This window comes from Amycolatopsis acidicola (assembly GCF_007713735.2).
Lineage (GTDB): Bacteria > Actinomycetota > Actinomycetes > Mycobacteriales > Pseudonocardiaceae > Amycolatopsis_E > Amycolatopsis_E acidicola.
This window is the reverse complement of record NZ_VMNW02000082.1, coordinates 1-26,179: the sequence shown is the minus strand read 5'-3', so window position 1 is coordinate 26,179 and position 26,179 is coordinate 1. Positions and strand designations below refer to the sequence as shown.

The window sequence follows — 26,179 nt, the reverse complement described above, 5'->3', positions numbered from 1 at the left end:
CCACCACCAGGTTTAAAGAGCCGTCCGACACGAATCACCGAACGGCGGCCAGGGCCTCCGGCAACGTGAACGCGCCCGCGTACAGCGCCTTGCCGATGATCGAACCTTCCACGCCATCGTTGGCGAGTCCGGCGAGGGCGCGCAGGTCGTCGAGGCTGGACACGCCACCGGAAGCGATCACCGGCGCGTCGGTGCGAGCGGCGACCTCGCGCAGCAGGTCGAGGTTCGGGCCCTTCAGCGTGCCGTCCTTGCTCACGTCCGTGACCACGTAGCGGGTGGCGCCGTCGCGGTCCAGGCGCTCCAGCACCTCCCACAGATCCCCGCCGTCGCGGGTCCAGCCGCGGGCGGCGAGCCGGTGGCCCTGCTCGGTGATCCGCACGTCGAGCCCGATGGCGACGCGATCCCCATACGTGGCAACGGCTTTCGCCGTCCACGCCGGGTCCTCGAGTGCCGCCGTCCCGAGGTTCACGCGGCGGGCACCGGTGGCGAGGGCCGCCTCGAGGGAGGCGTCGTCGCGGATGCCGCCGGAAAGCTCGACCTGCACGTCCAGCTCACCGACCACCTGGGCGAGCAGCTCGCGGTTGGAGCCCTTGCCGAACGCGGCGTCGAGGTCGACGAGGTGGATCCACTCCGCGCCGTCGCGCTGCCAGGCGAGTGCGGCGTCCAGCGGGGCGCCGTAGGAGGTTTCGGTACCGGCCTCGCCCTGGACCAGGCGGACAGCCTGGCCATCGGCCACGTCAACAGCGGGAAGGAGCGTGAAAGTCACGGGGTGACTATAGGTGACGTGCGTCAGAGGGTGCGCAGCCAGTTCTCCAGCAGGTGGGCGCCCGCGTCGCCGGACTTCTCGGGGTGGAACTGGGTGGCCCACAACGGCCCGTTCTCGGCGGCCGCGACGAAGTCCTCGCCGTGGTGTGCCCAGGTGACCTTGGGCTGAGCGCCCGGCAGCCCGGAATCCAGCTCCCAGCTTCGCGCCGCGTAGGAGTGCACGAAGTAGAAGCGGGTGTCGGCGCTGAGGCCCGCGAAAAGCTCCGAATCCGCCGGCGCGCGCACCGTGTTCCATCCCATGTGCGGGACGACGTCGGCGTGCAGGCGGTCGACCGTGCCCGGCCACTCGCCGGTGCCCTTCGACTCCACGCCGTGCTCGACGCCCCGTTCGAAGAGGATCTGCATACCGACGCAGATCCCCAGCACCGGGCGGCTGCCGGCCAGCCGGGTGCCGATGATCTTGTCCCCGCCGACCGAAAGCAACCCCTCGATGCAGGCCGCGAAGGCGCCGACGCCGGGCACCACGAGACCGTCCGCGTTCAGCGCCGCTTGGGGATCCGCGGTGACCTCGACCTCCGCGCCGACGCGCTGGACCGCGCGTTCGGCGGAACGAAGGTTCCCGGAACCGTAATCGAGAATCACGACGCTAGTCACGGGTCCAGTCTAGGCTGGGCGGACAACGGCCTCCAACGACGTCGGCACCGGTCACGCACCCGGTGGCCGGACGATACCGGCGGCGGAGTGCAGGCCCGAGGGAGTGACCATGCTGTCGCAGAGCAGTCCCGAGAATCACCCCGAAAGCACCGGCCGTACCAACCGGAAGGTCCTCGGCCTCACCCGAGAGCTGGCCGACGCGCTGCGCCGGTTCGACGCGGGCGCGCTGGCGCCCGAAGACCTGCGCGAGCTACTGCGCGGGATGACCTGCACCGCCTCGGCGCTCACGCGCATCCTCGACCAGCTGCGGGAATCGCCCGGACTCGGCGAGCACGAGCTGGGGCCGTCCGCGCACCGGCACTTGCGCAGTGAACTGGACCAAGCCGCCGCGGCGGCGGAGGACCTCCAGGTGACGTCGGAGTCGCTGGTCCGTTTGGTGCCCCAGGAGGTGCTCGTGCCGGCGCCCGCCCGGATGCCGTGACGTCTTTCCGGCGCCCCGGTCGAGGGTGGATTTTTCGGCGCCCCCGGGCCGAGGGGGAGACGGGGTCGCGTTCTCGGCTGAGGGCGGATTTTTCGGCGCCCAGGGCCGAGGGGAGGTGGGATGGCGTGCTCGGCTGAGGTGCCGGTGAGTGGCTCCGGCTGAGTGCGGTGGCGCGGGCTGGCCGAGCTGCGGGCTGGCTGGGAACGGTCCGCCGCGCTGTGGCTGGCGCTACAGCGCGGTCCAGAACGGTCACCGGGCCCACGGCCATGACGGCGCGCAGAGCATGGGCGCACGCTGGCAGGGCGCGCACGAGGAGCCAGGCGAAGGTGACGCATTTCCGGGCTCGAGCCAAACCGACCGCTTGGTGAGCACGCGGCGCCTTCCCGGCGCGACGGCTCGGCTTCGCGCGGTGGACAAGCCCGCCAAGAGCCGAAGCCCCGAAGCAGCGAAGCACCGCCACGAAATCCCCCCGTGGCGTGGGTGTGTCGGCCGGTTTTGCGCACCGGCCGGGGTGCGGCGCATTGCGCCGCGTCCTTTATGGAAACGCAACCTCCCATTCCGCTCTTCCTCGCGCAGCTCAGCGCGAGCTTCTCCTGTGGACTGGACCATTCCGGGTCACCCCGGGGGCGAGCGGCGCCACATCGGCCAACCTCGACTTAAGTTGAAGTCAAGGCTAGGCTGGTGACGTGACCAAGCTTGCCGACTACCTCAGCATCGGGCAGGTCGCGGAGCGCAGCGGCGTCCCGCACACCGCGCTGCGGTTCTACGAAGACCGCGGGCTGATCTCCTCCGAGCGCTCGTCGGGCAACCAGCGCCGGTACTCCCGCACCGTCCTGCGCCGCATCGCTTTCATCCGCGCCGCGCAACGAGTGGGCCTCAGCCTCGAGGAAATCAGCTCGGCCTTGGCCACCCTCCCCCACGACCACGCGCCCACGAAAGCCGACTGGGCACGCCTCTCCCGCAACTGGCAGGACGAGCTCGACGCCCGCATAGACGCACTCCAGCGCCTGCGCGACCGCCTCACCGGATGCGTCGGCTGCGGCTGCCTCTCCCTTCGTATGTGCGGCCTCTACAACCAGGACGACCAGCTGGCCCGCTTCGGCCCCGGCGCACGGCTGCTCAAGCCGGCGATGGAGGGCGGCGCCTGAGCCCGCACGGCTTCGTCGACCCGCGCCGCGAAACACCAGCACACGGCACAGGTGGATCGGCGCCCTGGATTTCGTCCGGATACAGCTTCAGCGCCACCTCGCAATCACATCGCGCGCCACGCCCGGCCAGCCGCCGTTCCAGCGCCGTGGCCCTCGGGGCGTTGTGCTCGCGCCAGCGCCCGACCCAGCGCAAAGTGTTGTCACAGCCGAAATCCGCGAGCATCCTGCCGACATAACACGTCAGGCATTCACGCGGCCGCGGCGCGCTCCACTGCTCGTGCAGACCGGCCACGTGTGCTTCCACGGCGACGACGTTTCGCATGGTTTCCTCCCAGTTCTTGCTTACGTACTGCTTACCACCAGCCACCGACAGTTTTGCGCGACGAGACGTTCCTTGAGCCGGCGAACGGGCCGGGGAAGACCCGAGAATCGTGACTATTTCCCGAAACCGCCCCGGCGCGGGAAACCTGTCATCCTGGAGGCGACGCGGCCGGGATGACCCGTTCCGGCCACGAGTCCCGGCCCGGCACCGACGGAGCGGGTGCCGCCGGAATTCCTCTGCATCCCGGAGCGAGCACGATGAGCACCATCCGCACCAGGCCGGCCGACGTCACCGACGCGGACGCGGTTTTCCTTCTGCTGCAAGGTTTCGCCACCAGCTACCACCCCCGGCGCGCGGCGTTCGACCGCAACTACGAACAGCTGCTGTCGGTCATGACCTACGACAGCACCGATCTCCTCGTCGCCGAGGACGACGGGAAAGTGATCGGTTACGCGTTGGCCGCCCGGTTCCTGGTGCTCTACGCCAACGGCCCGGTGACCGAACTGCAGGAGCTCATGGTCGATCCGGCACAGCGTGGCCGCGGCGTCGGCCGGGCACTGGTGAACGCGATCATCGAGAGGGCGCGCGCCGCCGGGGCGGTCGAGGTGACGGTGCCGACCCGCCGCGCCCGCGACTACTACGTGAAACTGGGGTTCGCGGAAACGGCAACGTTCCTGAAGCTGCCGCTCAGCTGACGCGCCTCGGCCTGCCGAGCAGTTTCCGCCCCACATCAAGAAGATGCTCGCGCAGCGTGTCGTCGTCCAACTCGGCGAACTCGGGCGCGCCGCCCGTGAGCGCGATTCCGGCGATGGCCGCGTGGGCCGCCACGGCCCGGTTCACGTCTCCGTCCGGGCCGATCAGGATCTCGAGGATCCGCTCGCCGAAGTTCTCTTCGCCCGCCCAGGACTTGGTGACCGAACGCAGCACGCCGTGGTCCCGGTTGAACAACGCGATGAGTGCGCGGTGATGCACCACCACGTCCACGAAACCGGTGAGCAGATGGTCGACCTGCTGCCCGCGGCGGCGCTGCCGGGTGGCCTCCTCGACCACCTCGTTCAACTCCTTCAGCCCGGGCTCCGCGACCGCTTCGGCGATCTCGTTCTTGGTCTTGAAGTGGTAGTACACCGCGGCCTTGGTGACCCCGAGCGCGTCGGCGATCATCTGCAGCGAAGTGCCCTCGACCCCGTGTTCGGTGAACAGCCGCAACGCGGTGCCGAGCAGGCGCGTCCGCGTGTCCTCCTGGCCACCGGTGGATACGGTCGCCGGTCCGGCTGTCATGGCCTCTCCTCCCGAGCACGCAGAGGATACGTGCCGCCCGGCGATCACGACAACCGAGAAGCTGCTAGCCGTGCGGCTAGTCACACGCTAGCCGATCGGCTTGTAATCTCCTAGCCGTTTGGCTAGCTTCGAAGTCACTCGAAGGCATGACGGACGAGCTATCTCTGGAGTCCCCTGTGGCCACCCTTCTCTACCGTCTGGCGCGGTTCTCGTTCCGGCGCCGCTGGCTCGTGGCCGCCGTGTGGGCGGTCGTGCTGGCCGTGCTCGGCCTCGGCGCGCTGACGCTGTCCGGGCAGATGTCGAACTCGGTCACCATCCCCGGCACCGAGGCGCAGCGCGCGATCGACCACCTCAAGGAGCGTTTCCCGCAGGCGGGCGTCGGCGGCGCGACAGCGCGGGTGGCGATCGCCGCGCCCGAGGGCCAGCAGCTCACCACCGAAGACAACAAGGCCGCGGTCGAACATCTCGTGGACGAGCTGAAGTCCGCGCCGAAGGCCAAGTCGGTCACCGATCCCTTCCAGACCGGGATGGTCTCGCCGAAGGGCGTCGCGCTGGTGCAGATCAGCTACGGGGTGCAGGCCTCGGAGCTGACCGACAGCGATCGTGAGGCCGTGACCTCGGTCGCCGAAGACGCGCGGAAGGCCGGGCTGACGGTCGAATTCGGCGGTGACGCGCTGCAGGCCATGCCGGAAACCGGTGCCACGGAAGGACTCGGCGTGATCGTCGCGGCGATCGTGCTGACCGTGACGTTCGGTTCCGTGCTCGCCGCGGGCCTTCCGCTGCTGACCGCGCTCATCGGCGTCGGCGTCGGGATGGCCGGGATCATGACGGTCTCCGGGTTCACCGAGCTCAACTCGAACACCCCGATCCTCGCGCTGATGCTGGGCCTCGCGGTCGGCATCGACTACGCGTTGTTCATCGTCTCGCGCTATCGGCACGAACTGGGCGAAGGCCACGAACCACAGGAAGCGGCCGCGCGAAGCGTCGGCACGGCGGGTTCGGCGGTGGTGTTCGCCGGGCTGACGGTGATCATCGCGCTCGTCGGGCTGACCGTCGTCGGCATCCCGTTCCTGGGCCAGATGGGCATCGCGGCCGCCGCGACGGTGGCCGTCGCGGTGCTGATCGCGCTCACCCTGCTGCCTGCGATGCTGGGTTTCGCGGGCCGCAAAGTCCTTGGCAGGAAACAGAAAAAGGCGACCGGGCGGACCAACGGCGAGCGCTGGGCGAGGTTCGTGGCCAAGCGCCGGGTGCCGGTGCTGCTCGCCGCCGTCGCCGGTCTGCTGGTGATCGCCATCCCCGCGCTGGACATGCAGCTGGGCCTGCCCAACGACGCGACCGCGGCGCCGGATTCGACGCAGCGCAAGGCATACGACCTCGTCAGCTCCGGGTTCGGCCCCGGCCTGAACGGTCCGCTCGTCGTGGTCCTGTCCGACGCGACGACGGCCGCCGCGACGGGGGCGGCCGACGAGATCTCCCGGCTCGGCGATGTCGCGACCGTGACACAGCCGCAGTACAACGCGCAGCGTGACACCGCGATGTTCACCGTCATCCCGAAGAGCGGTCCGAGCAGTACCGAAACCGAACAGCTCGTGAGCGACATCCGGGGCCTGCCGGTGAATGACGGCGCGGAGCTGTCGGTGACGGGCCAGACGGCGTTGCAGATCGACGTGTCGGAAAAGCTCGCGGACGCGATGCTGCCCTACCTGCTGCTGATCGTCGGGCTCGCGTTCCTGTTGCTGATGCTGGTTTTCCGCTCGGTCGTGGTGCCGCTCAAGGCCACGCTCGGCTTCCTCGGTTCGGTGATCGCGACGTTCGGCGCCGTGGTCGCGGTGTTCCAGTGGGGCTGGCTGGACTCGCTGCTCGGGGTGGAGTCGACGGCGCCGATCATGAGCATGCTGCCGATCCTGCTGATCGGCGTGCTGTTCGGGCTCGCGATGGACTACCAGGTGTTCCTGGTGACCCGGATGCGCGAGGAGCACGTGCACGGCACCGCGCCACAGGAGGCGATGGTCACCGGGTTCCGGCACGGCTCGCGGGTGGTCGTGGCCGCGGCGTTGATCATGATCAGCGTGTTCGCCGGGTTCGTGCTCGCCGACACGACGCTGATTCAGTCGATCGGGTTCGCGCTCGCGTTCGGTGTGCTCGTGGACGCCTTCGTGGTGCGGATGACGATCGTGCCCGCGGTGATGTCGCTGCTCGGCGCGAAGGCCTGGTGGCTGCCGAAGTGGCTGAACCGGGTGCTGCCCAACGTCGACGTCGAGGGCGAAAAGCTGACCAAGCGCCTCGACGACGACAAGGTGCTCGAGAACGCGTGAGCACGGTCGGCGGCGGTAGGTTGGGCCGATGGACCCGATCACCGTCGCCGGCCGCGCGCTGACGCCCGGTCCGGTTTTCGACACGTACTGGCGTTTCGCCGCCGTGCGGCAGCAGTTGTACTTCGCGCGGTATTCCGGCGGACCGGGCCCGGGGGACGAAATTCTGCGGCAGCACCGGTTCACCAACTGCTACCGGGCCGCCGATCGCGTCAGCCAGTTCTGCATTCAGGAAGTAGCTTACGGCGGCAGCCAGGAACCGGTGGACATCGTGTTTCGGGTGCTGCTGTTCAAGTTCTTCAACAAGATCGGGACCTGGCGCCTGCTGGAGCGAAACCTGGGCCCGATCACCTGGCGCGACTGGAATCCCGGGCACGCCGGGAAGGTGCTCGACGCGGCCACGGAACCGCTCTATTCGGCGGCCTACGTGATCCCGCCGCCCAGGCTCGGCGGCGCGCGCAAGCACACCGACCACCTGCTGCTCGCGGAAACGATGATCCGCGACGGCCTACCGGGGAAAATCCTGCGGGCGCAAGGGCTTTCGGACGTGTTCGGCGAACTTCGGCGGTATCCGGGAATCGGGGACTTCCTCGGCTACCAGTTCACGGTCGATCTGAACTACACGAGCGTGCTCGACCATTCCGAGAACGAGTTCGTCGTCGCCGGGCCGGGCGCGAAAGACGGTATCCGCAAATGCTTCGGCCCCGCGGCGACCGGGATCGAGAACGAGATCATCGCCTATACCGTCGCCACGCAGCACGAGCATTTCGCCCGCCTCCGCCTGGACTTCGCGTCACTCGGCGGCCGGGACCTGCACTTGATCGACTGCCAGAACCTGTTCTGCGAAGTCGGCAAATACGCCAGGGTGGCGCATCCCGGCGTCGAGGGCATTTCCGGCCGGACGCGGATCAAACAGCGCTACCGCCCCGCCGCCGAGCCGATGCCCACGCCGTGGTTCCCGCCGAAATGGGGGATCAACGACGCCGTGCGCACGCAGGCTCAGCCGACGAACCAGGCGATCGCCCCGCCGATGGCGAGCAGCGCGGCGATGAGCAGCAGCCCGGCGAGCAGCTTGGCCGTCTTCCACGTGGTGTAGACGCCGCCCACCAGGAACCCGGCCAAGGCGAGCAGCAGGACGCCGACGACCTCTTTGCTCAAAGCACACCCTTCGTCGACGGGATGCCGCCCGCTCGCGGGTCCGGCTCCGTGGCGGCCCGCAGGGCGCGGGCCACCGCCTTGTACTGCGCTTCCGCGATGTGGTGCGGATCCCGCCCGTGCAGGACCCGTACGTGCAGCGCGATCTGCGCGTGGAACGACAGTGAATCGAACACGTGCCTGTTCAGCACGAACGGATAGTTGCCGCCGATGGTGAAGGTGTTGAACTCCGGCGGCTCGCCCACGTGCACGCAGTACGGGCGGCCCGACACATCGATCGCGGCGTGGGCGAGGGTTTCGTCCATCGGGATGTAGCAGTCGCCGAAACGGCGGATGCCCTTCTTGTCGCCCAGCGCCTGGCGGATCGCCTGCCCCAGCACGATCGCGGTGTCCTCGACCGTGTGGTGCGCGTCGATGTGCGTGTCCCCGCTGGCTTCGACCTTCAGGTCCAGCGAGCCGTGCGCGCCGAAAGCGGTGAGCATGTGGTCGTAGAACGGCACGCCGGTGTTGATCTCCACCTCGCCCGTGCCGTCGAGGTCGAGCACGACCGAGATCGAGGACTCCTTGGTGGTCCGCTCAATTTTCCCGACCCGAGTCACCGGGGGATCTCCTTACTCGCGGCCAAAAACGCGTCGTTCTCTTCCGGGGTGCCGATGGTCACCCGCAGGTGCCCCTCGATGCCGACGTCACGGATCAGCACCCCGTTGTCCACATAGGACTGCCAACTCGCCTTCGCGTCGGAGAACTGTCCGAACAGGACGAAGTTGGCGTCGCTCGGCACCGGCGTGAAACCGAGCCCCAGCAAGGCTTCCACCATGCGATCCCGCTCCGCGGCGAGCTTCGCGACCGTGGCCAGCGTCTCGTCCGCGTGCCGGAGCGCGGCCCGCGCGGCGGCCTGCGTGAGCAGCGAAAGGTGATACGGCAGGCGCACCAGCTGCAGCGCGTCCACGACCGCGGGCGCCGCGGCCAGGTACCCGAGCCGGCCGCCGGCGAACGCGAACGCCTTGCTCATCGTGCGCGAGACGATCAGCTTCGCCGGGTACTCGTCCAGCAGCGCGACAGCGCTCTGCTGCGAGGAAAACTCGGCGTACGCCTCGTCCACCACCACGATCCCCGGCGCCGCCTTCAGCACCGCTTCCAGCTCCGCCAACGGGATCGAGCCGCCGGTCGGGTTGTTCGGGCTGGTCACGAAGACCACGTCGGGCTTGCGCTCGGCCACGATCTCGGCGGCCCGCGCGACGTCCAGCGAGAAGTCCGCGCGGCGCGGCGTCGGCGCCCACTCCGTGCGGGTGCCCGCGGCGATGATCGGGTGCATCGAGTACGAGGGCTCGAACCCGAGCGCCGTGCGGCCGGGGCCGCCGAACGCCTGCAGGATCTGCTGCAGGACCTCGTTGGATCCGTTGGCAGCCCACAGGTTCTGCTCCGAGAGCAGCACACCGGTGGACACCGACAGGTAGTCCGCCAGGTCCTGCCGGAGCGCGACGGCGTCCCTGTCCGGGTAGCGGTGCAGCCCGGCGGCCACCTCGCGCACGGCCTCCGTCACGTCGTCCACCAGCGCCTGCGGCGGCGGGTACGGGTTTTCGTTGGTGTTGAGCCGGACCGGTACGTCCAGCTGCGGCGCGCCGTACGGGCTACGGCCGCGCAGATCCTCCCTGAGCGGCAGATCCGCCAGGGTCACGTCTTCGGCGGTCACCGGTCCTCCTGGGAAAAACGCGCTGTCACGGCTTCACCGTGCGCGGGCAGGTCTTCGGCGTTGGCGAGCGCGACGACCTTGCCCGCCACCTCACGCAACGCCGCTTCGCTGTAGTCGATCACGTGGATGCCGCGCAGGAAGCTCTGCACGGACAGCCCCGAGGAATGCCGGGCGAACCCGCCGGTGGGCAGCACGTGGTTCGAGCCCGCGCAGTAGTCGCCGAGCGAAACCGGGGCGTACGGGCCGACGAACACCGCGCCCGCGTTGCGCACCCTCGCCGCGACGCCGCGCGCGTCGGCCGTCTGGATCTCCAGGTGCTCGGCCGCGTACGCGTCCACCACCCGCAGACCTTCGTCCACTGTGGACACCAGCACCGTGCCGGACTGCTTGCCGCCCAACGCTTGCGCTACCCGCTCGCTGTGCTTCGTGGCGGCGACGCGGGCTTTCAACTCCGTGTCCACCGCGTCGGCCAGCTCCTCCGACGTGGTGACCAGGACGCTCGCGGCCAGCGTGTCGTGCTCCGCCTGGCTGATCAGGTCGGCCGCCACGTGCCCGGCGTCGGCCGTCTCGTCGGCGAGGATCGCGATCTCCGTCGGGCCGGCCTCGGAGTCGATGCCGATCAGGCCGCGCAGCATCCGCTTCGCCGCGGTGAGGTAGATGTTGCCGGGGCCGGTGACCAGGTCGACGGGCTGCAGCTCCGCGCCGTCGGTGTCCGTGCCGCCGTACGCGAGCAGCGCAACCGCTTGCGCGCCGCCGACGGCCCACACCTCGTCCACGCCCAGCAGCGCCGCGGCGGCGAGCGTCGTCGGGTGGGGGCTGCCGCCGAACTCGGCCTGCGGCGGCGTGCACAGCACCAGCGAGCCGACGCCCGCCGTCTGCGCCGGCACGACGTTCATCACCACGCTCGACGGGTACACCGCCAGGCCGCCCGGCGCGTACAGGCCGACGCGCTCCACCGGCACCCAGCGCTCGGTGACCGTGCCGCCCTCGGTGACCTTCGTCGTCACGTCCTGACGGCGCTGATCCGCGTGCACCTCGCGGGCGCGCGCAATCGACTCCTCCAGCGCGGCGCGGACCTCCGGGGCGAGCTCCGCGAGCGCGCGGCTCAGCGCGTCCGCGGGGACACGGACCGTGGCAGGGCGGACCTTGTCGAACTTCTCCGTGTACTCCAGCACGGCCTCGACACCCCGGTCACGCACCGCTTCCACCACCGGCCGGACCTGATGCAGGGCCGCGTCCACATCGATCTCGGCGCGCGGCAGCGTGGCACGCAGTTCGACGGGGGACGGGACCTTTCCACGCAGGTCGGTGCGGTTCAGCATAGGTCTAGGGTACGAGTGGGGAAGCCAGCCACGACCAGGGAGGTAGCCGTGCTCCGGATCGGCCTGTGCCAGCTCACGTCGAGTGACGACCCGGCGGAGAACCTCGGCCTGATCCGCGACGGGGTCGCGCGGGCCGCTGCCGAGGGCGCGCGGGTGGTGGTCTTCCCGGAGGCCGCGATGGTCCGCTTCGGGGTGCCGCTCAAGCCGCTGGCCGAGCCGGTCGACGGGCCGTGGGCGAAATCCGTGGCCGCGATCGCCGACGAGCACGAGGTGCTGGTGGTGGCGGGCATGTTCACCCCGTCCGACGACGGCCGCGTGCGCAACACGCTGCTGATCACCGGGCTCGGCAGGCACCTCGGCTACGACAAGATCCACCTTTACGACGCGTTCGGCTTCCGCGAGTCCGACACCGTCGCCGCGGGCACCGAAGTGGTCACCACGAGCGTCGACGACGTGACGCTCGGTTTCGCCACCTGCTACGACATCCGTTTCCCCGAGCTCTTCCGCCGCCTCGGCGACCAGGACGCGACGGCCGTGGTGGTGCCGACGTCGTGGGGCGCCGGAGAGGGCAAGCGCGAGCAGTGGGAGGTGCTGGTGCGCGCCCGCGCGCTGGACTCCGGCTGCTGGGTGCTCGGCTGCGGCCAGGCCGACCCCGCCGCGGCCGGGGTCGAGGTGAACCCCAAGGCCCCCACGGGCATCGGCTACTCGACGGTGGCCGACGGCTTCGGCCACGTGCACGCCGCCGCGGGCCCCGGCCCGGAACTGCTGGTGGTGGACGTGGACCCGGAGGTCACCCGGAAAGCACGTGCGGCGACCGGGGCTCTGGCGAACCGGCGGCTGGGCTAGCCGGCGCCACGAGGTGGCTGCTGCGGTGGGCGAGGACAGCGATCCCCGCCACGATCACGGCCGCCGCGGCGATTTCCCCGGCCAGCACCGCCGTGCCGGTCGAGGCGGACTCCCCCATCCACCCGATGCCGATGGCGACGCCGATCAGCGGGTCGATCGTGGTGATCACCGCCAGCGCGGGCGAGATCATCCGGCCCTGCTGGAAAGTGTTCTGCGACAACAGGAATCCGATCGGCCCCACGACGCACACCACGTACAGCGCCCAGTGCGTGAACGGCACCCCCGCGCCTTCGCGTAGCTGACCCGCGACCACTTTCATCAGCGCCGCTGTCACGCCGTAGAAAACGCCGGTGGCCAGCGCCAAGCCGAGCACGCGGCCGCCGCCCCGCAGCACCGTGGACAGGCCGAGCCCCGCCAGCGCCACCAGTCCGAGGATCACGGCCAGTGGGCCGACATCGCCGACCAGGTCGTTCGAACCGCCGGTCGGCTGGGCGAGCGCCAGGAACCCCGCCAGTCCCGCCACGCAGATCAACGTCCCCAGCACGACAACGCGGTCCGCGCGACGGCGGCTCAGCCACGCCGCGAACATGCCCGCGAACGGCAACGCCGTCACCAGCAGCGGCTGCACCAGCATCAGCGGACCGAAGCCCAGCGCAAGGACCTGCAGCAACAACCCCGCGATCGTCGCGCCGATGCCGACCAGCCACAGCGGCCGGTGCGCGAGATCCACGAGCAGCCCCGGATGCAGCGTTTTCCCTTGCGGCACCTGCTTTGTCGCCTTGGCCTGCGCGGCCGAAGCCAGCCCCATCAACGCGGCGCCGACGACGGCGGCCGGGACCGCTATCGCCAGACTCGTCCATTCCCCGGCCATCGCAGCACCTCCCTTTACAGGAACATCACAGCACCGCGGACCTCTTCCCCGGATCCGGAAATTTCCCGGAGTGATACTGGGAGCCGACCCTGACCTCACAGGGTCGGCTAGTACATTTGTCGACTCAAGCCCGCCGCCCCGCACCGTGCTCCCCCCGGCACGCGAGAAGACAGCGAGTTCGATGCCGCCGCACCTGACGATCCACCTGCCCGCCTTCGGGTCCCTGCTGCGCCAGGGCGCGAAGCACCTGCTCGAGTCGACCGTCGTGCCGCTCGGCTTGTTCTACCTGCTGTTGACGCTGGTCAGCTTCGACGGCGGGCTGATCGCCGCGCTGTCGTGGTCGCTGCTCGCGCTGGGCCGCCGGGCCGTGCTGCGCCAGCCGATCCCGGCCGTGCTGTTGCTCACCACGGCGCTCCTCGTGGCACGCACCGTGCTCGGCCTGATGACGGGGAGTGTTTTCCTCTACTTCCTGCAGCCGACGCTGCAAAATTTTCTGATCGCGTTCGTGATGGTCGGTTCGCTGCCGTTCGGCCGCCCGTTCATCGCGAAGCTCGCCGACGACTTCTGCGCGTTCCCGGCGGCGTTCTCCGAACATCCGCGGGTGCAGCACGTGTTCCGGCGGCTGTCGTTGTTGTGGGCGCTGGTGTTCCTGACCAACGGCGTGACCACGCTGTGGATCCTCGCGAAGGCGAGCGTCGGCAACTTCCTGATGGTGTCGACCGCGGGCTCGTGGAGCGTGATCGGGGCGGCCATCGTGATTTCCCTGCTGTGGTTCAGGAAAACGCTGCGTGGCGAGGGCATCGCGGTGCGCATGGGCGGCGGCGCGCCGGTTCCGGCCGCTTAGGAGGCGCTTCAAAAGCGGTTTGCGTGGCGGCGCGGGCCAGGTCGAAACTGGCGCCCGCGGCTTCCTTGGCCAGCAGCACGGGTGGCCACACCGGAGCCAGCAGCACGTGGGAGAGCAACTCGAAGCGGCTCGTGACGGCGGCGGCCGCGGCCAGCGCGACGGTGTCCATCACCCCGGGGAAAGCGATGCGGCCCACCGTGCCCACGGTGGCGAAACCGGCTTCCTCCGCCGCGATCGCCCAGCGGGGAATGGCGTCCGGCCGCACTGTTCGGCAACGCGATCCCCAGGCGCGTCAGGCCGCTCCGTCCAGCAACCGGGCCGCCCGTCGCGCGGCCCGTCCGACCGCGCGCCGTTTCGTCCGGCGTGGGAGGAGCGCCAGCGCCTTGGCCAGCATGCGGAACCGCAAGCTGGGTACCACCACGGGTTTGCCGCGCCCCGCTCCTGCCAGCGCCGCGGACGCCACCGCGTCCGGGGTGATCCACAGCCACGGCGGGATTCGCCGTAGTTCGGGCATTCCCGCGGACAGGTCGGTGCGCACGAACCCCGCCAGCACGGTTGTCGCGGTGACGCCACTGCCATGGGCTTCCTCGTGCACGGCCTCGGTGAAGCTGTTCACGAAGGCCTTGGTCGCCGCGTAGGTCGCCATCCGCGGGTACGGCTGCAACCCGGCCATCGAGGAAATGTTCACCACCGCGCCGCCGCCGTTGCCGGTCATCGCGCCGACAGCGGCGTGGGTCAGCCGGAGCAACGCGGTCACGTTCAAGGCGACGATCGAGGCCTCGTTGTCCACCGGCAACGCCTTGAACGCGCCGGTGCGGGCGTAGCCGGCGTTGTTGACCAGCAGGTCCACCGGCGGCGTTGCGGCGAGGCGGGCCTCGACCTTGGCCAGCCCCCGCGGATCGGCGAGGTCCGCGTCGAGGACTTCCACGCTGACGCCGGCACATTCGGCGGCGAGCTTGTCCAACCGTTCCCGGTCGCGCGCGACGATCACCAGATCGACGCCCTGGGCCGCCAGCCGGCGGGCGATCGCCTCGCCGATCCCCTTCGACGCCCCGGTCACCAGGGCTCGCCGCCATCTAGACACCCTGTCAACATATGGCGGTCTAGACAGCGTGTCAAGATGATGGGGTGCCCCGCAAACGAACCGAACTCGACCGCGACGAAAAGGTGGAGCAGATCCTCGACTACGCAGTCGGCCTGCTCCGCAACGGCGGGCACGAGGAGCTGTCCGTCAACCGCATCGCGCGCGACCTCGGCCTGTCGCGCGCCGCGGTGTACTGGTACTTCCCCTCGCGGGACGAGTTGTTCACCGCCGCGTGCGCCCGGTTGTTCGCCGACGCCTTCTCCGGCCCACCCGCCCGGGGTGGCGTGGCCAGCCGTATCCGCTGGGGCGTCGACCGTTTCGCCGCGATCTACGACGTCTACGCGGCCCTGCTCGAGCGCGCGCCCACGGAGCAGGCAGCGGCCGACCTGCTGCGGGCGTTCGACCAGAGCCTCTGCCGACGGCTCACCGACCTGCTCGCCCCGCATGTGGCGGCCGACCAACTCGACGGCGTCGTCGAGACGATCGTCGTGTTCGTCGAAGGACTGCTCGGCCGTCGCCTCCCGGCCGCCGAACGCAACCGCCGCCTCACCACGGCGCTCGATGTGCTGGTGCCGGAGCACTGACCGAACGAGAGGGTTCCACCTGCGAAGACAGCGGTATCTAGACCCCCTGGACCTTGTGCATCAAGGGGGGCTAGATTACCCTCCGTGGTAAGGCAGATGAAATATCGGGAGGTACGGCGTGCGCTTCTCGAGATGGGTTGTACCCACGGCGGAACTCGCGGGAGCCACGAGAAATGGGTGTGCCCCTGCGGGAAACATCGGGCGATCGTCCCCAACCACAGGGTCATCTCTCCCGGCGTTGTCCGGGACACCATCAAGAAACTCGGCTGCCTGCGGGAGGGATGGCTGCAGTGACTGACACGTACCTTGTCGCGGCCAAGCGCTGGGCACGCGGCTGGGAGCTTCACATCGAGAACGTCGGAGTGACCCAGGTGGCTTCGCTGTCCAAGGCTGAGGCCGCCGCCAGGGAGTACATCGCCTTCGCCCTCGATCTCGACGATGACCAGGCATTCGACGTGGACCTCGTGCCCCAGCTCGACAGCGCGCTGACCGAACAGGTCAAGTCCGCTCGCGCTCAGGTCAGAGAAGCCGAACGCAGGCAACGCGAAGCGGCCGCGAAACAGCGCGAGGTCGCCAGGCTGCTGGGCCGGTCAGGGTTGTCCGGTCGCGAGATCGCGGTGGTGCTGGGCCTTACGCCGCAACGGGTCAGCCAGTTGATCGGCCGATCTTCGACCCCTTAGGAAATGCCCTCTTCGATTGCCAGCCGGGTCAGTTCGGGGCGGCGACGGCGGCCCGTCTTGTCCCGGATGCGCTCCAGGTACGAGCGCACGGTGCGGACGCTGATCGACATCGCCTCGGCGATGTCGGCGTCCCGCTCACCGGCGGCGACCAGCGAGAGCACCTGACGCTCGCGGTCCGACAGCACGTTCTTCACCCCGCGCTGCGCGTTGAGCAGGAACGACGCCAGCGTCGGCGAGACGTAAGTGCCGCCCGCGGCGATCTCCCGGACCGCACGCAGGATGTCGGCACCATCGGCGTCCTTGGACAGATATCCGCGCGCCCCGGCGGAAATCGCGCGCAGCACCTCATCCTGCCCGGCGTGCGCGGACACGATCAGCACCCGCTGCCCGAGCGCGACCACCTTCTGCACCGCCGCCGCATCGGTGACCCCGCGCAGTTTCAGGTCCAGCACCACGACCCCGTCCGCCGGTTCGTGGAACGCCGCGTAGCTGCCCACCGAATCCGCCACGGCGCCCAGTTCGATGTCCGCCGCCTCGCTGAGCACGCGGGCGACGGCCGACCGGTACAGCGGATGGTCCTCGATCACGCCCACCCGGATCCGCGGCCGGTCGGACATGCTGACCTCCTGCGGGCCACGGGAAACGGTTCACGCCATTATCACGCAACCCGGTGCGCTGTGGCTATTTTTACCGGCAGAAAATGGCCTCCCGCCGTTTATCCTGGACCGGCGAACCAGAAGGGTGTCGATCTTGACCACAGCCGATGCCCGGCTCCCCGCGGTCACGGGAGCCGGAAACCCGCGCCACCGCTGGACAGGCCGCCTGCCCTCGGCGCTGCTGCCCATCCGCGGCGGCCAGGTCGTGGCGTGGGAAGCCGCCGCGATCGCCATCGCGCTCAGCTGGCACAGCGCGGCGTTGCACACCACGGTGATCGCGTTGGCGTGCCTGGTCTTCCTCGCGACTTCGGTCCGGTTCGCCGGACGGCATCTGGCGAACTGGTCGCTGGTCTGGGTTTCTTTCCGCCTCCTGCAACACGACGACCGCCGGGAGGTCCGGGACCCGCTGCTCGCGCTGGCGCCCGATCTGCGGCTGCGCCAGCACCACGACCGGGCGGGCAACAGGTTCGGCGTGGTCGGCATCGGGGACGGCTGGTCGGCGGTGATCCGGCTCGACGCGGCGGGCTCCACGGACGTTCCCATCCTCGTCGAAACGCTGCGCCAGGCCTGCGACAACGCCGACATCCCGCTCGCCGGAGCGCAGGTGCTCGTCCGCGCCGACGGCGACGCGCGCGAGTATCTGCTGGCCGTGCGCTACCGCCCCGCGGAGGCCCCGATCGCCGCCGTGGCAAGGGGAAACGGCGAGCTGGGCGAACTTCGCGCCACAGCTCGCGCGGCGTTGGGGGTACTGGGCTCGCTCGTCGACCTCGGCTACTCGGGCACGGTGCTGGAGGCCGGGGAGCTGGCCGCGGAACTCCGCAAAACCCTTGGCGTGCATGAGGACCGGCCCGGCTCGGTCCTGGACGGGTGGCGCTCGTGGGCCACCGAAGGCAGCGTCCAGGCCGGGTTCGTCCCGGTCGGCGAGAAGGACCCGGCAGCGGTACTCGGCACGTACGCGCGCGGGTCGGCGTTCACGGTCACGTCGTACTCGCTGCGCCGCAACTCCCTCGGGCGGCTGCGCCAGGAACTGACCATCCGTGTGGTCAAGAACCGCAGGCGGCCGCGCTCGCGTGAGCTGCCGCTTCGCGTGGTGCCGCTGTACGGCTTGCACGAAAGGGCGGTCCGGCGCAGCCTGCCACTCGCGCTCGCGCGCTGACCAGTACGTTCGAGGGGTGAGCAAGCGCCCCTATGTCCTGGCCTCGGCCGCCACCTCCCTGGACGGCTACCTCGACGACACGAGCGACGAGCGGCTGCTCCTGTCCAGCCCGGAGGATTTCGAGCGCGTCGGCCAGGTCCGCGGCGGCGTCGACGCGATCTTGGTGGGAGCGAACACGATCCGCGCCGACAACCCGCGGTTGCTCAGCCGCTCCGGGCCGAACCCGGTCAAGGTCACCATCACCGGCAGCGGGAAGCTCGACCCCGAGGCCGGCTTCTTCACCACCGGCGACGTCGAAAAACTCGTGTACGCACCGAGTTCCGTGGCGCGCCGGCTCGAACTGCCGGCGACGGTGGTCGACGCGGGCGAGCCGCTCGACATCCACCGGGTGCTGGCCGACCTCGCCGAGCGCGGCATCCAGCGGCTCATGGTGGAGGGCGGCAGCGCGATCCACACGCTGTTCTTCACCGAAGGGCTCGTCGACGAACTCCAGCTCGTGATCGCGCCCTTCTTCGTGGGCGAAGCCGGCGCGCCCCGCTTCGTCGGGCCCGGCAGCTTCCCGCAAGGGCGGATGCTGCTCGCGGAAACCCGGCAGCTCGGGGACGTCGTACTGCTGCGCTACCTGACAGGCCAGGGCGCCACGGACTTCACACGGCTCCGCGAAGCCGCCGAGCTGGCCGAGAACTGCCCGCCGTCGACCACGTTCCGCGTGGGTTCGATCGTCACCGACTCGCGGAACACCGTGCTGGCCACCGGTTTCTCCGGCGAGACCGACCCGCACGACCACGCCGAAGAAGCCGCGCTCGCCAAGCTGGGCAACGATCCCCGGCTCGCCGAAGCCACCATCTACAGCTCCCTCGAACCGTGCAGCAGCCGCGCTTCGCGGCCGCTCAGCTGCACGCGGCACATCCTCGACGCCGGTATCCCCCGCGTCGTCTTCGCCTGGCGCGAGCCGAACCTGTTCGTCGACGCGCAGGGCACGGAGCTGCTGCGCGCCGCGGGCCGTGAAGTGGTGGAGATCCCGGAGCTGGCGTACCTGGTGCGGCGCGCGAACAGCCACCTGCCCGGAGTCAGCGAGGAACCCACAGCGTGACGCGGGTGCCGCGGCCGGGCCGGGATTCGATCCGGCACCACCCGCCGACCTCGGCCAGCCGCGCCCGCATCGATTCGCTCACCCCGAAACCCGCCGGCCGCTCGTCCTCGTCGTAGCCGACGCCGTGGTCGCGGGTGATCACCGCGACGCCCCCGTCGAGCTCTTCCATCCGCAGCACGACTTCGTGCGTGCCCGCGTGCTTGATGGTGTTGCGCAAGGCTTCGCGCGCGGCGTCCCGCACCGCAACCCGGCGCACGTCGGAAAGCCTGTCGTCTCCGATGTCGGAAAGCGACAGCTCCGCGCGCAGGCCGTCACGGGCCATCTCCGTGGCGATCGAGGCCAGCTCGGCCGCGAGCCCGTCGGGCGCGACGCTCTCCCGCAGGACGCGGCGCAGCTCGTTCGCCTGCCCGCGCGCGGCCTGCCGGACACGGACCAGCTGGTCCCGCGGGTCGGCGGCGTCCGCGTCGCTGGAGAGCGCGATCGCTTCCAGCGCCTGGAGAACGGTGTCGTGCAGGGCTCGTTCGGTGCGCACCCGCTCCGCGTCGTGCCCGAGCCGGAGGCCGATCGCGAGCGCGAGCCGGGTCGCGAGGCCCAGCAGCACGAGCGAGCCGATGCCGGTGACAGCGGCGACCAGCAACAACCCGCCGTTGCGCACCAGACCGGCGGCCTCGTGTGCCCCGGAGTCCGGCAGCGGCGCCAGCCACACGGCCAGGCACTGCGCCGCGAAGCCAAGCAGCGCAACGAAAAGCCCGGCGCCGACGCCACGGCTCATCGTCCACAGCGCCACCGTGCCGGTCAGGTAGACGACACCGATCCAGCTGCCGGGCCAGAACAGCTCGGCGGGCACCGCGTCACCGACGAGGACGGTGGCGACGAGCGCGTACACGATGTCGGCGTACAGCAACAGCTTGGTGACCCTGCCGCGCTGATCCGGGACGCGCAGCACCCACACGACGCTGGCGATGTTGCCCGCGAAGCCGACCCAGGCCAGCACGGTGGGCACTGCCGCCGCCCCGCTCCCGATGACCATCGACAGCCAGACGACCGGCAACAGGAAGATCCGGTACGCCAGCGGGAGGAGCACGGCGTAGCGGGTGGCCCGGATCATCAGCGGGTCGCGCGGTTCGTCCACCTCGCTGGCGGCCATCGCGCCCATCCGGCGCAGCGCCGGGACCGGCTCCTCGTCGTCCACCTGCGCGGGCATGTCGCGCGGGGTGGACGCGAGGACGGGCGCGCCCTGCCGCAGCAGTGCGGCCAGGAAGTGTCCGCCACGCGCCAAAATCCACCCCCGGTGGTTACTGACACGCAATATAACGCAGCGGGGAACTTCCGACCGTCAGTGCAGATCCATGCCGAGGTCCAGCGCCGGCGAGGAGTGCGTCAGCGCCCCGACCGCGAGGAAGTCGACCCCGGACTCGGCGTACGCGCGGGCATTCTCGAGCTTCAGCCCGCCGGACGCCTCCAGCCGGGTCTTCGGGGAGACCTCGTCCCGGACGCGGACGGCCTCGGCGCAGGCTTCCGGGGTGAAGTTGTCCAGCAGCACCTCGTCGGCACCGGCCGCGAGCGCTTCGGACAGCTGATCGAGAGTGTCCACCTCGACCTCGCACGGCAGCCCCGCCGCGTGCTCGCGCGCCGCCGCCAGCGCCGCCGTGACCGAACCGGCGGCCACCACGTGGTTGTCCTTGATCAGCACCGCGTCACCGAGGCCCATCCGGTGGTTCACCCCGCCACCGCAACGGACCGCGTACTTCTGGAGCAGCCGCAACCCCGGCAAAGTCTTGCGGGAGTCCCGGATCGCGCATCCGGTACCGTCCACTTCGGACACCCAGGCCGCGGTGGTGGTCGCTATCCCGGACAGGTGGCACAGCAGGTTCAGCGCCGTGCGCTCGGCCGTCAACAGCCCGCGCACGGAGCCGCGCACGACCAGCGCGGGCTCCCCGGCGACGAGCCGGCTCCCGTCCTTGCGCGCGGCGAGCACCTCGTACTTCCCGCCCAGCACGGCGTCGAAAACCGCCAGCGCCACGGGCACACCGGCGACCGTTCCCGTGGCCCGCGGAACGATCTCCGCCAGCGCCTTCGCGTCCTCCGGCACGGTGGCCGCCGTCGTCGCGTCCGGGCCGTAGCGCAGGTCCTCCGCGAGCGCCAGCTCGACCACTCTGCGAACGTCGTCCGTGTCCAACTCCGTCATGCCACTCCCATCGCTTCCACCGGATCGGCCAGCACCGGCTGCCCGGACGGGCTGAGCCGGATGAGCTGACTGCGCTGCCAGGCAACCTCGTTCCGCTGCGGGAAGTCCGAACGCACGTGGCAGCCACGGGATTCCGTGCGGCGCGCCGCGGCGGCCACCAGCGCCTGCGCGACCAGGGTCAACGCCGCGTCCTCGACCTCCCGGTGCGTGCCGAGCCGAGTGTCCTGTGTGGACAGATCGAGCACGGAACCCACCACGCTGAGCCCTTCTTCGTCCCGCCCGATCGCCGCGTACCGGCTCATCACCCGCTGTAGCGCGTCCCGCTCCGCGACCGGCGCCAGCCTCGGCCGGGGCGCGCGGGCCTGTTTCGGATCGGCGAGCAGCCCGGCCGCGAGATCCGCGGCGACCGACTCCGCGACCGCCGTGCCGGTGACCAGGCCTTCGAGCAAACTGTTGGAGGCCAAGCGATTCGCGCCGTGCAGACCCGTCCGCGCCACTTCGCCCGCGGCGTACAGGCCGCGCACGGTCGTCCTCCCGTCGGTGCCCGCGACCACGCCTCCGCAGGCGAAATGCGCAGCGGGAGTGACCGGGATCGGGTCCCGCGCCGGGTCCACGCCGATGGCCCGGCACGCCGAGTACACGGTCGGGAACCGGCTGTCGAAGGCGGAAACCCCGGTGGCGTCAAGGAAAACGTGATCGTCCACGCCGCCGGGCGCTTCCGCGGCACGGCGGGTGATGGCCGCGGCCACCACGTCACGCGGCGCGAGGTCGCCCAGCGGGTGCACGCCCCGCATCACCGACTCGCCGGCGCCGTCGATCAGCACCGCTCCTTCACCGCGCACGGCCTCTGTGACCAGTGGGCAACGGCCACGCGCGCCAGGCGTGTACAGCACGGTCGGGTGGAACTGCACGAACTCGAGATCCGCCGCCTGCGCACCGGCCCGCAACGCCAACGCCAGCCCGTCGCCGGTCGCTATCTCCGGATTCGACGTTGCCTGGTACAGCTGCCCCAGACCGCCTGTCGCGAGAAGCACCGCAGGAGCGCGAAGCAGGCCAGGCACTCCGTTGGCGTCGAGAACCGTTACGCCCGCGACGTCACCTACGGGCGTCAGGAGCGCGTCGACCGCGATGTGCCCTTCGAGCACGGGGAGCCTGCGGCCGGTCGCTTCGGCGACAAGCGTCCGCTCCACCTCCGCGCCCGTCGCGTCCCCGCCCGCGTGGATCACGCGGAAAGCACTGTGCCCGCCTTCGCGGGTGCGCGCCAGCAAGCCCGAAGCTGCGGGGTCGAACCGCGCGCCCACGTCACGCAGCCAGGCCACGGAACGCGGCCCGGCGTGCAGGATCGCCCGCACCGCGTCGGCGTCGCAGAGCCCGGCGCCCGCCGTCAGCGTGTCCTCCACGTGGCGAGCCACCGAGTCGCCCTCTTCGTGCTCACCGTCGAGCACTACGGCGACACCGCCCTGAGCCCAGCGGGTGTTACCGTCCTCGACCGCCGCCTTGGTCACCACCAGCACGCGCAGACCGAGCTCCTGAGCCCGCAGCGCCGCCGTCAACCCGGCGACACCACTGCCCAGCACGAGCAGATCCGCGCGGGCCTCCCAAGCGCAAGTTTTCGACTGAAAGTCGCTAACCTCGGTCATTCGCCGCCGCCCGGCTTGCCGATCTCGATCATGCGCTGCACCGAGGCACGGGCCCGCGCCGCGGTCTCGTCGTCGACGAACACCTCGTCGGCACCCTCGCGCAGCGACCGCAGCAGGGCGGCCGGGGTGATCATCTTCATGAACCGGCACGAGGCCCTGTCGTTCACCGCGCGGAAGTCGATGTCCGGCGCGGCCTTGCGCAGCTGATGCAGCATGCCGACCTCGGTGGCCACCAGCACGGAGGACGCCTGGGTGGCCTTGGCCGCGTGCACCATGTCGCCGGTGGAGAGGATCTTGACCTTCTCCTTCGGGACCGCGCCCTCACCCGCGAGGTAGAGCGCCGAGGTGGCGCAGCCGCATTCGGGGTGGATGAACAGGTCCGCGTCCGGGTTCGCCGCCGCGCGCTCGGCCAGCTCCGGCCCGTTGATCCCGGCGTGCACGTGGCACTCCCCGGCCCAGATGTGCAGGTTCTCCCGGCCCGTCTCGCGTTTGACGTGCGCGCCGAGGAACTGATCCGGGCAGAAGAGGACCTCCTGGTCGGCGGGGATCGCGGCGACCACGTCCACCGCGTTCGACGAGGTGCAGCAGATGTCGGTCTCCGCCTTGACCTCGGCCGTGGTGTTGACGTACGAGACGACCACCGCGCCGGGGTGCTCCGCCTTCCACTCGCGCAGCTGCGCCGCGGTGATCGAATCCGCGAGGGAGCAGCCGGCGCGCGCGTCCGGGATCAGCACAGTCTTGCCCGGGGCCAGAATCTTCGCCGTCTCGGCCATGAAGTGCACGCCACAGAAGACGATCGTGGACGCGTCGCTCGCCGCCGCTATCCGGGACAGGGCCAGCGAGTCACCGGTGTGGTCGGCGATGTCCTGGATCGCCGGCGCCTGGTAGTTGTGCGCGAGCAGCACCGCGTCCCGCTTCTTCGCGAGCGCGCGCACCTCCTCCGCCCAGGCTTGGTCGGGTTCGACACCCGTGTACGGCTCGAGCTCCTGCACAGTCGTCAAAGACATCAGGCCCCTCCTGGACCGCTCACTGGTTTTCGCCTTACAATCGAAAACCGTGCGAAGCCATATTAACAGCAGCGCCCCGCTGGCACACGAGGTTTTGGCGGCGGTACTGCAGGTGCGATCCGCCACACTGCGCGTCCTGCTGTGGCGGAGAGCGCTGGATCCGCACGTCGGGCGCTGGTCGCTGCCGGGCGGCAGGCTCCGCCCTGACGAGGACGTCGAGACGTCGATCCGCCGCCAGCTCGCCGAGAAGGTGGACGTCCGGCAGCTGAAGCACGTGGAGCAGCTGGCCGTGTTCAGCGCGCCGGACCGCGTGCCGGGCCCGCGCGTGGTCGCCACCGCGTTCCTCGGCCTCGTCCCCTCCGACGTGGACCCCGAGGTCCCGGAGGACACGGAATGGCACGAGATCGACGCGCTGCCGCGCACCGCCTTCGACCACCGCGAGATCGTCCTGGGCGCCAGGGACAGGCTGCGCTCGAAGCTCAGTTACACCAACATCGGTTTCGCGCTGGCGCCCACGGAGTTCACCGTCTCCGCGCTGCGCGAGATCTACTCCGCGGCGTTGGGGTACAAGGTTTCCGCGACCAATCTGCAGCGAGTGCTGTCGCGGCGCGGACTGCTGGTCCCCACTGGTCACACCTCCCCGCCTGGCCGCGCAGGAGGGCGTCCCGCCGCGTTGTTCTCCTTCCCCGGCGCGGGGATTCAGGTGACGGATCCGTTCGCCGTGTTCCGCCCGCCACCGAAACGACGCTGAGCAAGAGAAGCTTTTTCGAAGTACCGTGTAGGCCGTGCGAGATGCGGAGCGGCCTCAAGCCGACAAGGTGACCCTGCCGCTGTTCCCGCTGCAGACCGTGCTCCTGCCGGGCGCGGTCCTGCCGTTGCACCTGTTCGAGCCCCGCTACCGGCAGCTGATGGTGGACCTGCTCAGCGGCGCGGTGCCGGAGCGCCGTTTCGGGATCATCGGGATCAAGTCGGCCGGCGTGCGCGAGGTGGATTCCGTCGATCACCTGCACCCGATCGGCTGCACGGCCCTGCTGGGCGAAAGCGAGCGGCTGCCGGACGGCCGGTTCGACGTCGTCACCCACGGCGAACGCCGGTTCCGGCTGCTCGACCTCGACCAGACCCGCGCGCCGTACCTCATCGGCACCGTCGAATGGGTGCCGGACGAGCCGGTCCCCGCCGGCGCCGAGGAGGCGACCGAGCGGTTGTCGGCGTCGGCGCGTTCCGCGTACCGGCGTTATGCCGAATCGGCCTGGGAGGACGAGACCTGGCCGTCCCCGCCGCCGGAGACGCCCCCGGCGGAGCTGGGTTACCTGCTGGCCGCGAACTGCCTGCTGCCCTTGCCGGACAGGCAGCGCCTGCTGGAGGAAACCCACCCGCTGCGCCGGTTGCGCGCGGTCAACAAGCTGCTGTCGCGCGAAGCCGGGTTCCTGGCCGCGCTGAACGCCGTCCCCGCGCCGCCGCCGGAGGTCCCGCACCTGACAACCCGCGCGTGCCTCAACTGAGGGCTTGACTTCATGCCGGCCTGAAGCGGAAAGCTGACGGCATGACCGCGAACCTGCTTCAGCGTCTCGACGCCGTGGACGCCGCTCCGGGCGCCGCCGAACTCCGCGCCCGTACGTACGAACTGCTCGACGCCGCGCCTGGGCCGGTCGTGGATATCGGCTGTGGCTCCGGCCGGGCCGTCGCCGAACTGCACGAGCGGGGCGTGCGGGCGATCGGGCTCGACCCGTCGGAGGAGATGCTCGCCGCGGCCCGATCCCGGCGGCCGGACCTGGATTTCCGTCCAGGCATTGCCGATTCGCTGCCGCTCGCGGACGGCGAGTGCACGGGTTACCGCGCTGACAAGGTTTTCCACCTGCTGCCCGATCCGCGCCCGGCACTGCACGAGGCTCGCCGGGTGCTCGCGCCGGGCGGGCGGATCGTGTTGCTGGGCCAGGACTGGGACCTGGTCGCCATCGACTCCGACGACCCCGCCCGCACCCGCGAACTCGTGCACAAGCGCGCGGATGGCGTCGCTTCCCCGCGGGCCGCCCGCTCGTACCGCAACCTGTTGCTGGACCACGGATTCACCGACGTGGCCGTGGAAGTGCACACCGCGATCTACACCGGCCCGGCGGCGGTACCGCTGCTGGCCGGAACGGGAAAGACGGACGAAAAGTGGCTCGCGGAGCAACGCCGCCGTGCCGAACAGGACCGGCTTTTCCTTGCCATCCCGATGTTCGTGGCTTCGGGCACCAATCCTGACTGAAGCTCTTGCCGAGACGTGAGTCCACTGTGGACGGACCGATCGCGCCGGTGACCGGTTCCTGGCGAGGACAGCTCCGACGCTGTGAGGGTGCTGTCGCGCGGAGCGTGTCCGCCGGGGGTGGTGGTCGGGCTGGCGGGTGGGAATTCTTGAGG

General features: G+C 70.3%; 30 protein-coding genes and 1 pseudogene. 15 read left to right on the top strand and 16 right to left on the bottom strand.

What is annotated here, in order from left to right; all coding sequences use genetic code 11:
• Positions 1-34 precede the first annotated feature (34 nt).
• Positions 35-766: a bifunctional 1-(5-phosphoribosyl)-5-((5-phosphoribosylamino)methylideneamino)imidazole-4-carboxamide isomerase/phosphoribosylanthranilate isomerase PriA gene (gene priA / locus FPZ12_RS35940; RefSeq protein ID WP_144756635.1), complete on the bottom strand. Its 732-nt coding sequence runs from the start codon at positions 764-766 to the stop codon at positions 35-37.
• Between the two features lie 23 nt (positions 767-789).
• A complete protein-coding gene (gene hisH / locus FPZ12_RS35935) occupies positions 790-1,419 on the bottom strand; it encodes an imidazole glycerol phosphate synthase subunit HisH (protein WP_144756633.1) in 630 nt (209 codons plus the stop codon).
• Positions 1,420-1,528: 109 nt separating this feature from the next.
• On the opposite strand from hisH, the gene FPZ12_RS35930 reads away from it, so the two are divergent.
• Together FPZ12_RS35930 and soxR are read left to right on the top strand one after the other, a co-directional pair.
• Positions 1,529-1,900, top strand: a complete 372-nt coding sequence (locus FPZ12_RS35930) for a hypothetical protein (protein ID WP_243770212.1) — start codon at positions 1,529-1,531, stop codon at positions 1,898-1,900.
• A gap of 686 nt (positions 1,901-2,586) precedes the next feature.
• A complete protein-coding gene (soxR, locus tag FPZ12_RS35925; protein ID WP_144756631.1) occupies positions 2,587-3,048 on the top strand; it encodes a redox-sensitive transcriptional activator SoxR in 462 nt (153 codons plus the stop codon).
• On the opposite strand, the gene FPZ12_RS47160 is transcribed toward soxR, so the two are convergent.
• Positions 3,020-3,370 carry a DUF2695 domain-containing protein gene (locus tag FPZ12_RS47160; RefSeq protein WP_144756629.1) on the bottom strand — a complete coding sequence of 117 codons (351 nt, stop codon included), beginning with the start codon at positions 3,368-3,370 and terminating at the stop codon, positions 3,020-3,022. The genes soxR and FPZ12_RS47160 overlap by 29 nt on opposite strands.
• Positions 3,371-3,627: 257 nt before the next feature.
• Between FPZ12_RS47160 and FPZ12_RS35915 the strand changes: the two genes are divergently transcribed.
• On the top strand, positions 3,628-4,065 hold the full coding sequence (locus FPZ12_RS35915; RefSeq protein WP_243770211.1) for a GNAT family N-acetyltransferase: 438 nt from the start codon (positions 3,628-3,630) through the stop codon (positions 4,063-4,065).
• Here the strand turns inward: FPZ12_RS35915 and FPZ12_RS35910 are convergent.
• On the bottom strand, positions 4,058-4,648 hold the full coding sequence (locus FPZ12_RS35910; RefSeq protein ID WP_144756627.1) for a TetR/AcrR family transcriptional regulator: 591 nt from the start codon (positions 4,646-4,648) through the stop codon (positions 4,058-4,060). The two genes, FPZ12_RS35915 and FPZ12_RS35910, sit on opposite strands and share 8 nt — an antisense overlap.
• 176 nt (positions 4,649-4,824) lie before the next feature.
• On the opposite strand from FPZ12_RS35910, the gene FPZ12_RS35905 reads away from it, so the two are divergent.
• A complete protein-coding gene (locus tag FPZ12_RS35905) occupies positions 4,825-6,963 on the top strand; it encodes an MMPL family transporter (protein ID WP_150980652.1) in 2,139 nt (712 codons plus the stop codon).
• Positions 6,964-6,991: 28 nt separating this feature from the next.
• Positions 6,992-7,834: pseudogene (locus FPZ12_RS46715) on the top strand (nucleotide kinase domain-containing protein); the annotation flags it as partial.
• 125 nt (positions 7,835-7,959) lie between these two features.
• On the opposite strand, the gene FPZ12_RS46115 reads toward FPZ12_RS46715, so the two are convergent.
• Genes FPZ12_RS46115 through hisD form a run of 4 tightly spaced genes read right to left on the bottom strand, consistent with a single transcriptional unit; the run spans position 7,960 to position 11,130 of the window.
• On the bottom strand, positions 7,960-8,118 hold the full coding sequence (locus FPZ12_RS46115; protein ID WP_208026134.1) for a hypothetical protein: 159 nt from the start codon (positions 8,116-8,118) through the stop codon (positions 7,960-7,962).
• Complete coding sequence (hisB, locus tag FPZ12_RS35895; RefSeq protein WP_144756625.1) at positions 8,115-8,714, bottom strand: imidazoleglycerol-phosphate dehydratase HisB; 600 nt, start codon at positions 8,712-8,714, stop codon at positions 8,115-8,117. Before hisB ends, FPZ12_RS46115 begins: the two co-directional genes overlap by 4 nt.
• Positions 8,711-9,808: a histidinol-phosphate transaminase gene (locus tag FPZ12_RS35890; RefSeq protein ID WP_144756623.1), complete on the bottom strand. Its 1,098-nt coding sequence runs from the start codon at positions 9,806-9,808 to the stop codon at positions 8,711-8,713. The genes hisB and FPZ12_RS35890 overlap by 4 nt, the downstream gene beginning before the upstream one ends.
• Positions 9,805-11,130, bottom strand: a complete 1,326-nt coding sequence (hisD, locus tag FPZ12_RS35885) for a histidinol dehydrogenase (protein WP_144756621.1) — start codon at positions 11,128-11,130, stop codon at positions 9,805-9,807. Before hisD ends, FPZ12_RS35890 begins: the two co-directional genes overlap by 4 nt.
• Before the next feature lie 48 nt (positions 11,131-11,178).
• Between hisD and FPZ12_RS35880 the strand changes: the two genes are divergently transcribed.
• On the top strand, positions 11,179-11,976 hold the full coding sequence (locus FPZ12_RS35880; RefSeq protein ID WP_144756619.1) for a carbon-nitrogen hydrolase family protein: 798 nt from the start codon (positions 11,179-11,181) through the stop codon (positions 11,974-11,976).
• On the opposite strand, the gene FPZ12_RS35875 is transcribed toward FPZ12_RS35880, so the two are convergent.
• Complete coding sequence (locus FPZ12_RS35875; RefSeq protein WP_166463012.1) at positions 11,921-12,847, bottom strand: DMT family transporter; 927 nt, start codon at positions 12,845-12,847, stop codon at positions 11,921-11,923. The genes FPZ12_RS35880 and FPZ12_RS35875 overlap by 56 nt on opposite strands.
• 181 nt (positions 12,848-13,028) lie before the next feature.
• Here FPZ12_RS35875 and FPZ12_RS35870 point away from each other — a divergent pair, with 181 nt between their 5' ends.
• A complete protein-coding gene (locus FPZ12_RS35870; protein ID WP_144759749.1) occupies positions 13,029-13,691 on the top strand; it encodes a VC0807 family protein in 663 nt (220 codons plus the stop codon).
• On the opposite strand, the gene FPZ12_RS35865 is transcribed toward FPZ12_RS35870, so the two are convergent.
• Both FPZ12_RS35865 and FPZ12_RS35860 read right to left on the bottom strand, forming a co-directional pair.
• Positions 13,621-13,896 (bottom strand): hypothetical protein, encoded by a 276-nt coding sequence (locus FPZ12_RS35865; protein WP_243770213.1) that lies wholly within the window; start codon positions 13,894-13,896, stop codon positions 13,621-13,623. The genes FPZ12_RS35870 and FPZ12_RS35865 overlap by 71 nt on opposite strands.
• 87 nt (positions 13,897-13,983) lie before the next feature.
• Positions 13,984-14,751 (bottom strand): SDR family NAD(P)-dependent oxidoreductase, encoded by a 768-nt coding sequence (locus FPZ12_RS35860; protein ID WP_144759755.1) that lies wholly within the window; start codon positions 14,749-14,751, stop codon positions 13,984-13,986.
• A 68-nt stretch (positions 14,752-14,819) separates the two neighbouring features.
• Between FPZ12_RS35860 and FPZ12_RS35855 the strand changes: the two genes are divergently transcribed.
• From FPZ12_RS35855 to FPZ12_RS35845, 3 genes are all read left to right on the top strand, one after another.
• Positions 14,820-15,359 carry a TetR/AcrR family transcriptional regulator gene (locus tag FPZ12_RS35855; RefSeq protein WP_144759758.1) on the top strand — a complete coding sequence of 180 codons (540 nt, stop codon included), beginning with the start codon at positions 14,820-14,822 and terminating at the stop codon, positions 15,357-15,359.
• A gap of 96 nt (positions 15,360-15,455) precedes the next feature.
• On the top strand, positions 15,456-15,653 hold the full coding sequence (locus FPZ12_RS35850; RefSeq protein ID WP_166463011.1) for a type II toxin-antitoxin system HicA family toxin: 198 nt from the start codon (positions 15,456-15,458) through the stop codon (positions 15,651-15,653).
• Positions 15,650-16,039, top strand: a complete 390-nt coding sequence (locus FPZ12_RS35845) for a response regulator transcription factor (RefSeq protein WP_144759765.1) — start codon at positions 15,650-15,652, stop codon at positions 16,037-16,039. The genes FPZ12_RS35850 and FPZ12_RS35845 overlap by 4 nt, the downstream gene beginning before the upstream one ends.
• On the opposite strand, the gene FPZ12_RS35840 is transcribed toward FPZ12_RS35845, so the two are convergent.
• Positions 16,036-16,656, bottom strand: a complete 621-nt coding sequence (locus tag FPZ12_RS35840; RefSeq protein WP_144759768.1) for a LuxR C-terminal-related transcriptional regulator — start codon at positions 16,654-16,656, stop codon at positions 16,036-16,038. The genes FPZ12_RS35845 and FPZ12_RS35840 overlap by 4 nt on opposite strands.
• 133 nt (positions 16,657-16,789) lie before the next feature.
• Between FPZ12_RS35840 and FPZ12_RS35835 the strand changes: the two genes are divergently transcribed.
• Positions 16,790-17,851: a type VII secretion protein EccE gene (locus tag FPZ12_RS35835; RefSeq protein ID WP_243770209.1), complete on the top strand. Its 1,062-nt coding sequence runs from the start codon at positions 16,790-16,792 to the stop codon at positions 17,849-17,851.
• A gap of 16 nt (positions 17,852-17,867) precedes the next feature.
• Positions 17,868-18,944: a dihydrofolate reductase family protein gene (locus FPZ12_RS35830; protein WP_144759774.1), complete on the top strand. Its 1,077-nt coding sequence runs from the start codon at positions 17,868-17,870 to the stop codon at positions 18,942-18,944.
• Here the strand turns inward: FPZ12_RS35830 and FPZ12_RS35825 are convergent.
• From FPZ12_RS35825 to nadA, 4 genes are read right to left on the bottom strand one after another with little or no spacing between them, the layout of a single operon-like run.
• Entirely contained in the window at positions 18,922-20,223 is a 1,302-nt protein-coding gene (locus FPZ12_RS35825; RefSeq protein ID WP_243770208.1) for a sensor histidine kinase, read from the bottom strand. The two genes, FPZ12_RS35830 and FPZ12_RS35825, sit on opposite strands and share 23 nt — an antisense overlap.
• Positions 20,224-20,280: 57 nt before the next feature.
• Entirely contained in the window at positions 20,281-21,132 is an 852-nt protein-coding gene (gene nadC / locus FPZ12_RS35820; protein ID WP_144759777.1) for a carboxylating nicotinate-nucleotide diphosphorylase, read from the bottom strand.
• The gene (locus FPZ12_RS35815; protein ID WP_144759779.1) at positions 21,129-22,772 is read right to left on the bottom strand and encodes an L-aspartate oxidase; all 1,644 of its coding nucleotides are present in this window, start codon (positions 22,770-22,772) and stop codon (positions 21,129-21,131) included. The genes nadC and FPZ12_RS35815 overlap by 4 nt, the downstream gene beginning before the upstream one ends.
• Positions 22,769-23,779 carry a quinolinate synthase NadA gene (nadA, locus tag FPZ12_RS35810; protein ID WP_144759782.1) on the bottom strand — a complete coding sequence of 337 codons (1,011 nt, stop codon included), beginning with the start codon at positions 23,777-23,779 and terminating at the stop codon, positions 22,769-22,771. The genes FPZ12_RS35815 and nadA overlap by 4 nt, the downstream gene beginning before the upstream one ends.
• Positions 23,780-23,885: 106 nt before the next feature.
• Between nadA and FPZ12_RS35805 the strand changes: the two genes are divergently transcribed.
• Genes FPZ12_RS35805 through FPZ12_RS35795 form a run of 3 tightly spaced genes read left to right on the top strand, consistent with a single transcriptional unit; the run spans position 23,886 to position 26,027 of the window.
• On the top strand, positions 23,886-24,530 hold the full coding sequence (locus tag FPZ12_RS35805) for an NUDIX hydrolase (RefSeq protein WP_166463017.1): 645 nt from the start codon (positions 23,886-23,888) through the stop codon (positions 24,528-24,530).
• Positions 24,531-24,564: 34 nt separating this feature from the next.
• On the top strand, positions 24,565-25,281 hold the full coding sequence (locus tag FPZ12_RS35800) for an LON peptidase substrate-binding domain-containing protein (RefSeq protein ID WP_144759786.1): 717 nt from the start codon (positions 24,565-24,567) through the stop codon (positions 25,279-25,281).
• A 41-nt stretch (positions 25,282-25,322) separates the two neighbouring features.
• Positions 25,323-26,027: a methyltransferase domain-containing protein gene (locus FPZ12_RS35795; RefSeq protein WP_144759789.1), complete on the top strand. Its 705-nt coding sequence runs from the start codon at positions 25,323-25,325 to the stop codon at positions 26,025-26,027.
• Positions 26,028-26,179 lie beyond the last annotated feature (152 nt).

Excerpts from the sequence above, each read along its gene's own strand:
- FPZ12_RS35930 (WP_243770212.1), top strand. The coding sequence starts at position 1,529 with ATGCTGTCGCAGAGCAGTCCCGAGAATCACCCCGAAAGCACCGGCCGT.
- FPZ12_RS47160 (WP_144756629.1), bottom strand. The coding sequence starts at position 3,370 with ATGCGAAACGTCGTCGCCGTGGAAGCACACGTGGCCGGTCTGCACGAG.
- FPZ12_RS35915 (WP_243770211.1), top strand. The coding sequence starts at position 3,628 with ATGAGCACCATCCGCACCAGGCCGGCCGACGTCACCGACGCGGACGCG.
- FPZ12_RS35910 (WP_144756627.1), bottom strand. The coding sequence starts at position 4,648 with ATGACAGCCGGACCGGCGACCGTATCCACCGGTGGCCAGGAGGACACG.
- hisD (WP_144756621.1), bottom strand. The coding sequence starts at position 11,130 with ATGCTGAACCGCACCGACCTGCGTGGAAAGGTCCCGTCCCCCGTCGAA.
- FPZ12_RS35875 (WP_166463012.1), bottom strand. The coding sequence starts at position 12,847 with ATGGCCGGGGAATGGACGAGTCTGGCGATAGCGGTCCCGGCCGCCGTC.
- FPZ12_RS35870 (WP_144759749.1), top strand. The coding sequence starts at position 13,029 with ATGCCGCCGCACCTGACGATCCACCTGCCCGCCTTCGGGTCCCTGCTG.
- FPZ12_RS35850 (WP_166463011.1), top strand. The coding sequence starts at position 15,456 with ATGAAATATCGGGAGGTACGGCGTGCGCTTCTCGAGATGGGTTGTACC.
- FPZ12_RS35840 (WP_144759768.1), bottom strand. The coding sequence starts at position 16,656 with ATGTCCGACCGGCCGCGGATCCGGGTGGGCGTGATCGAGGACCATCCG.
- nadC (WP_144759777.1), bottom strand. The coding sequence starts at position 21,132 with ATGACGGAGTTGGACACGGACGACGTTCGCAGAGTGGTCGAGCTGGCG.
- FPZ12_RS35815 (WP_144759779.1), bottom strand. The coding sequence starts at position 22,772 with ATGACCGAGGTTAGCGACTTTCAGTCGAAAACTTGCGCTTGGGAGGCC.
- nadA (WP_144759782.1), bottom strand. The coding sequence starts at position 23,779 with ATGTCTTTGACGACTGTGCAGGAGCTCGAGCCGTACACGGGTGTCGAA.
- FPZ12_RS35795 (WP_144759789.1), top strand. The coding sequence starts at position 25,323 with ATGACCGCGAACCTGCTTCAGCGTCTCGACGCCGTGGACGCCGCTCCG.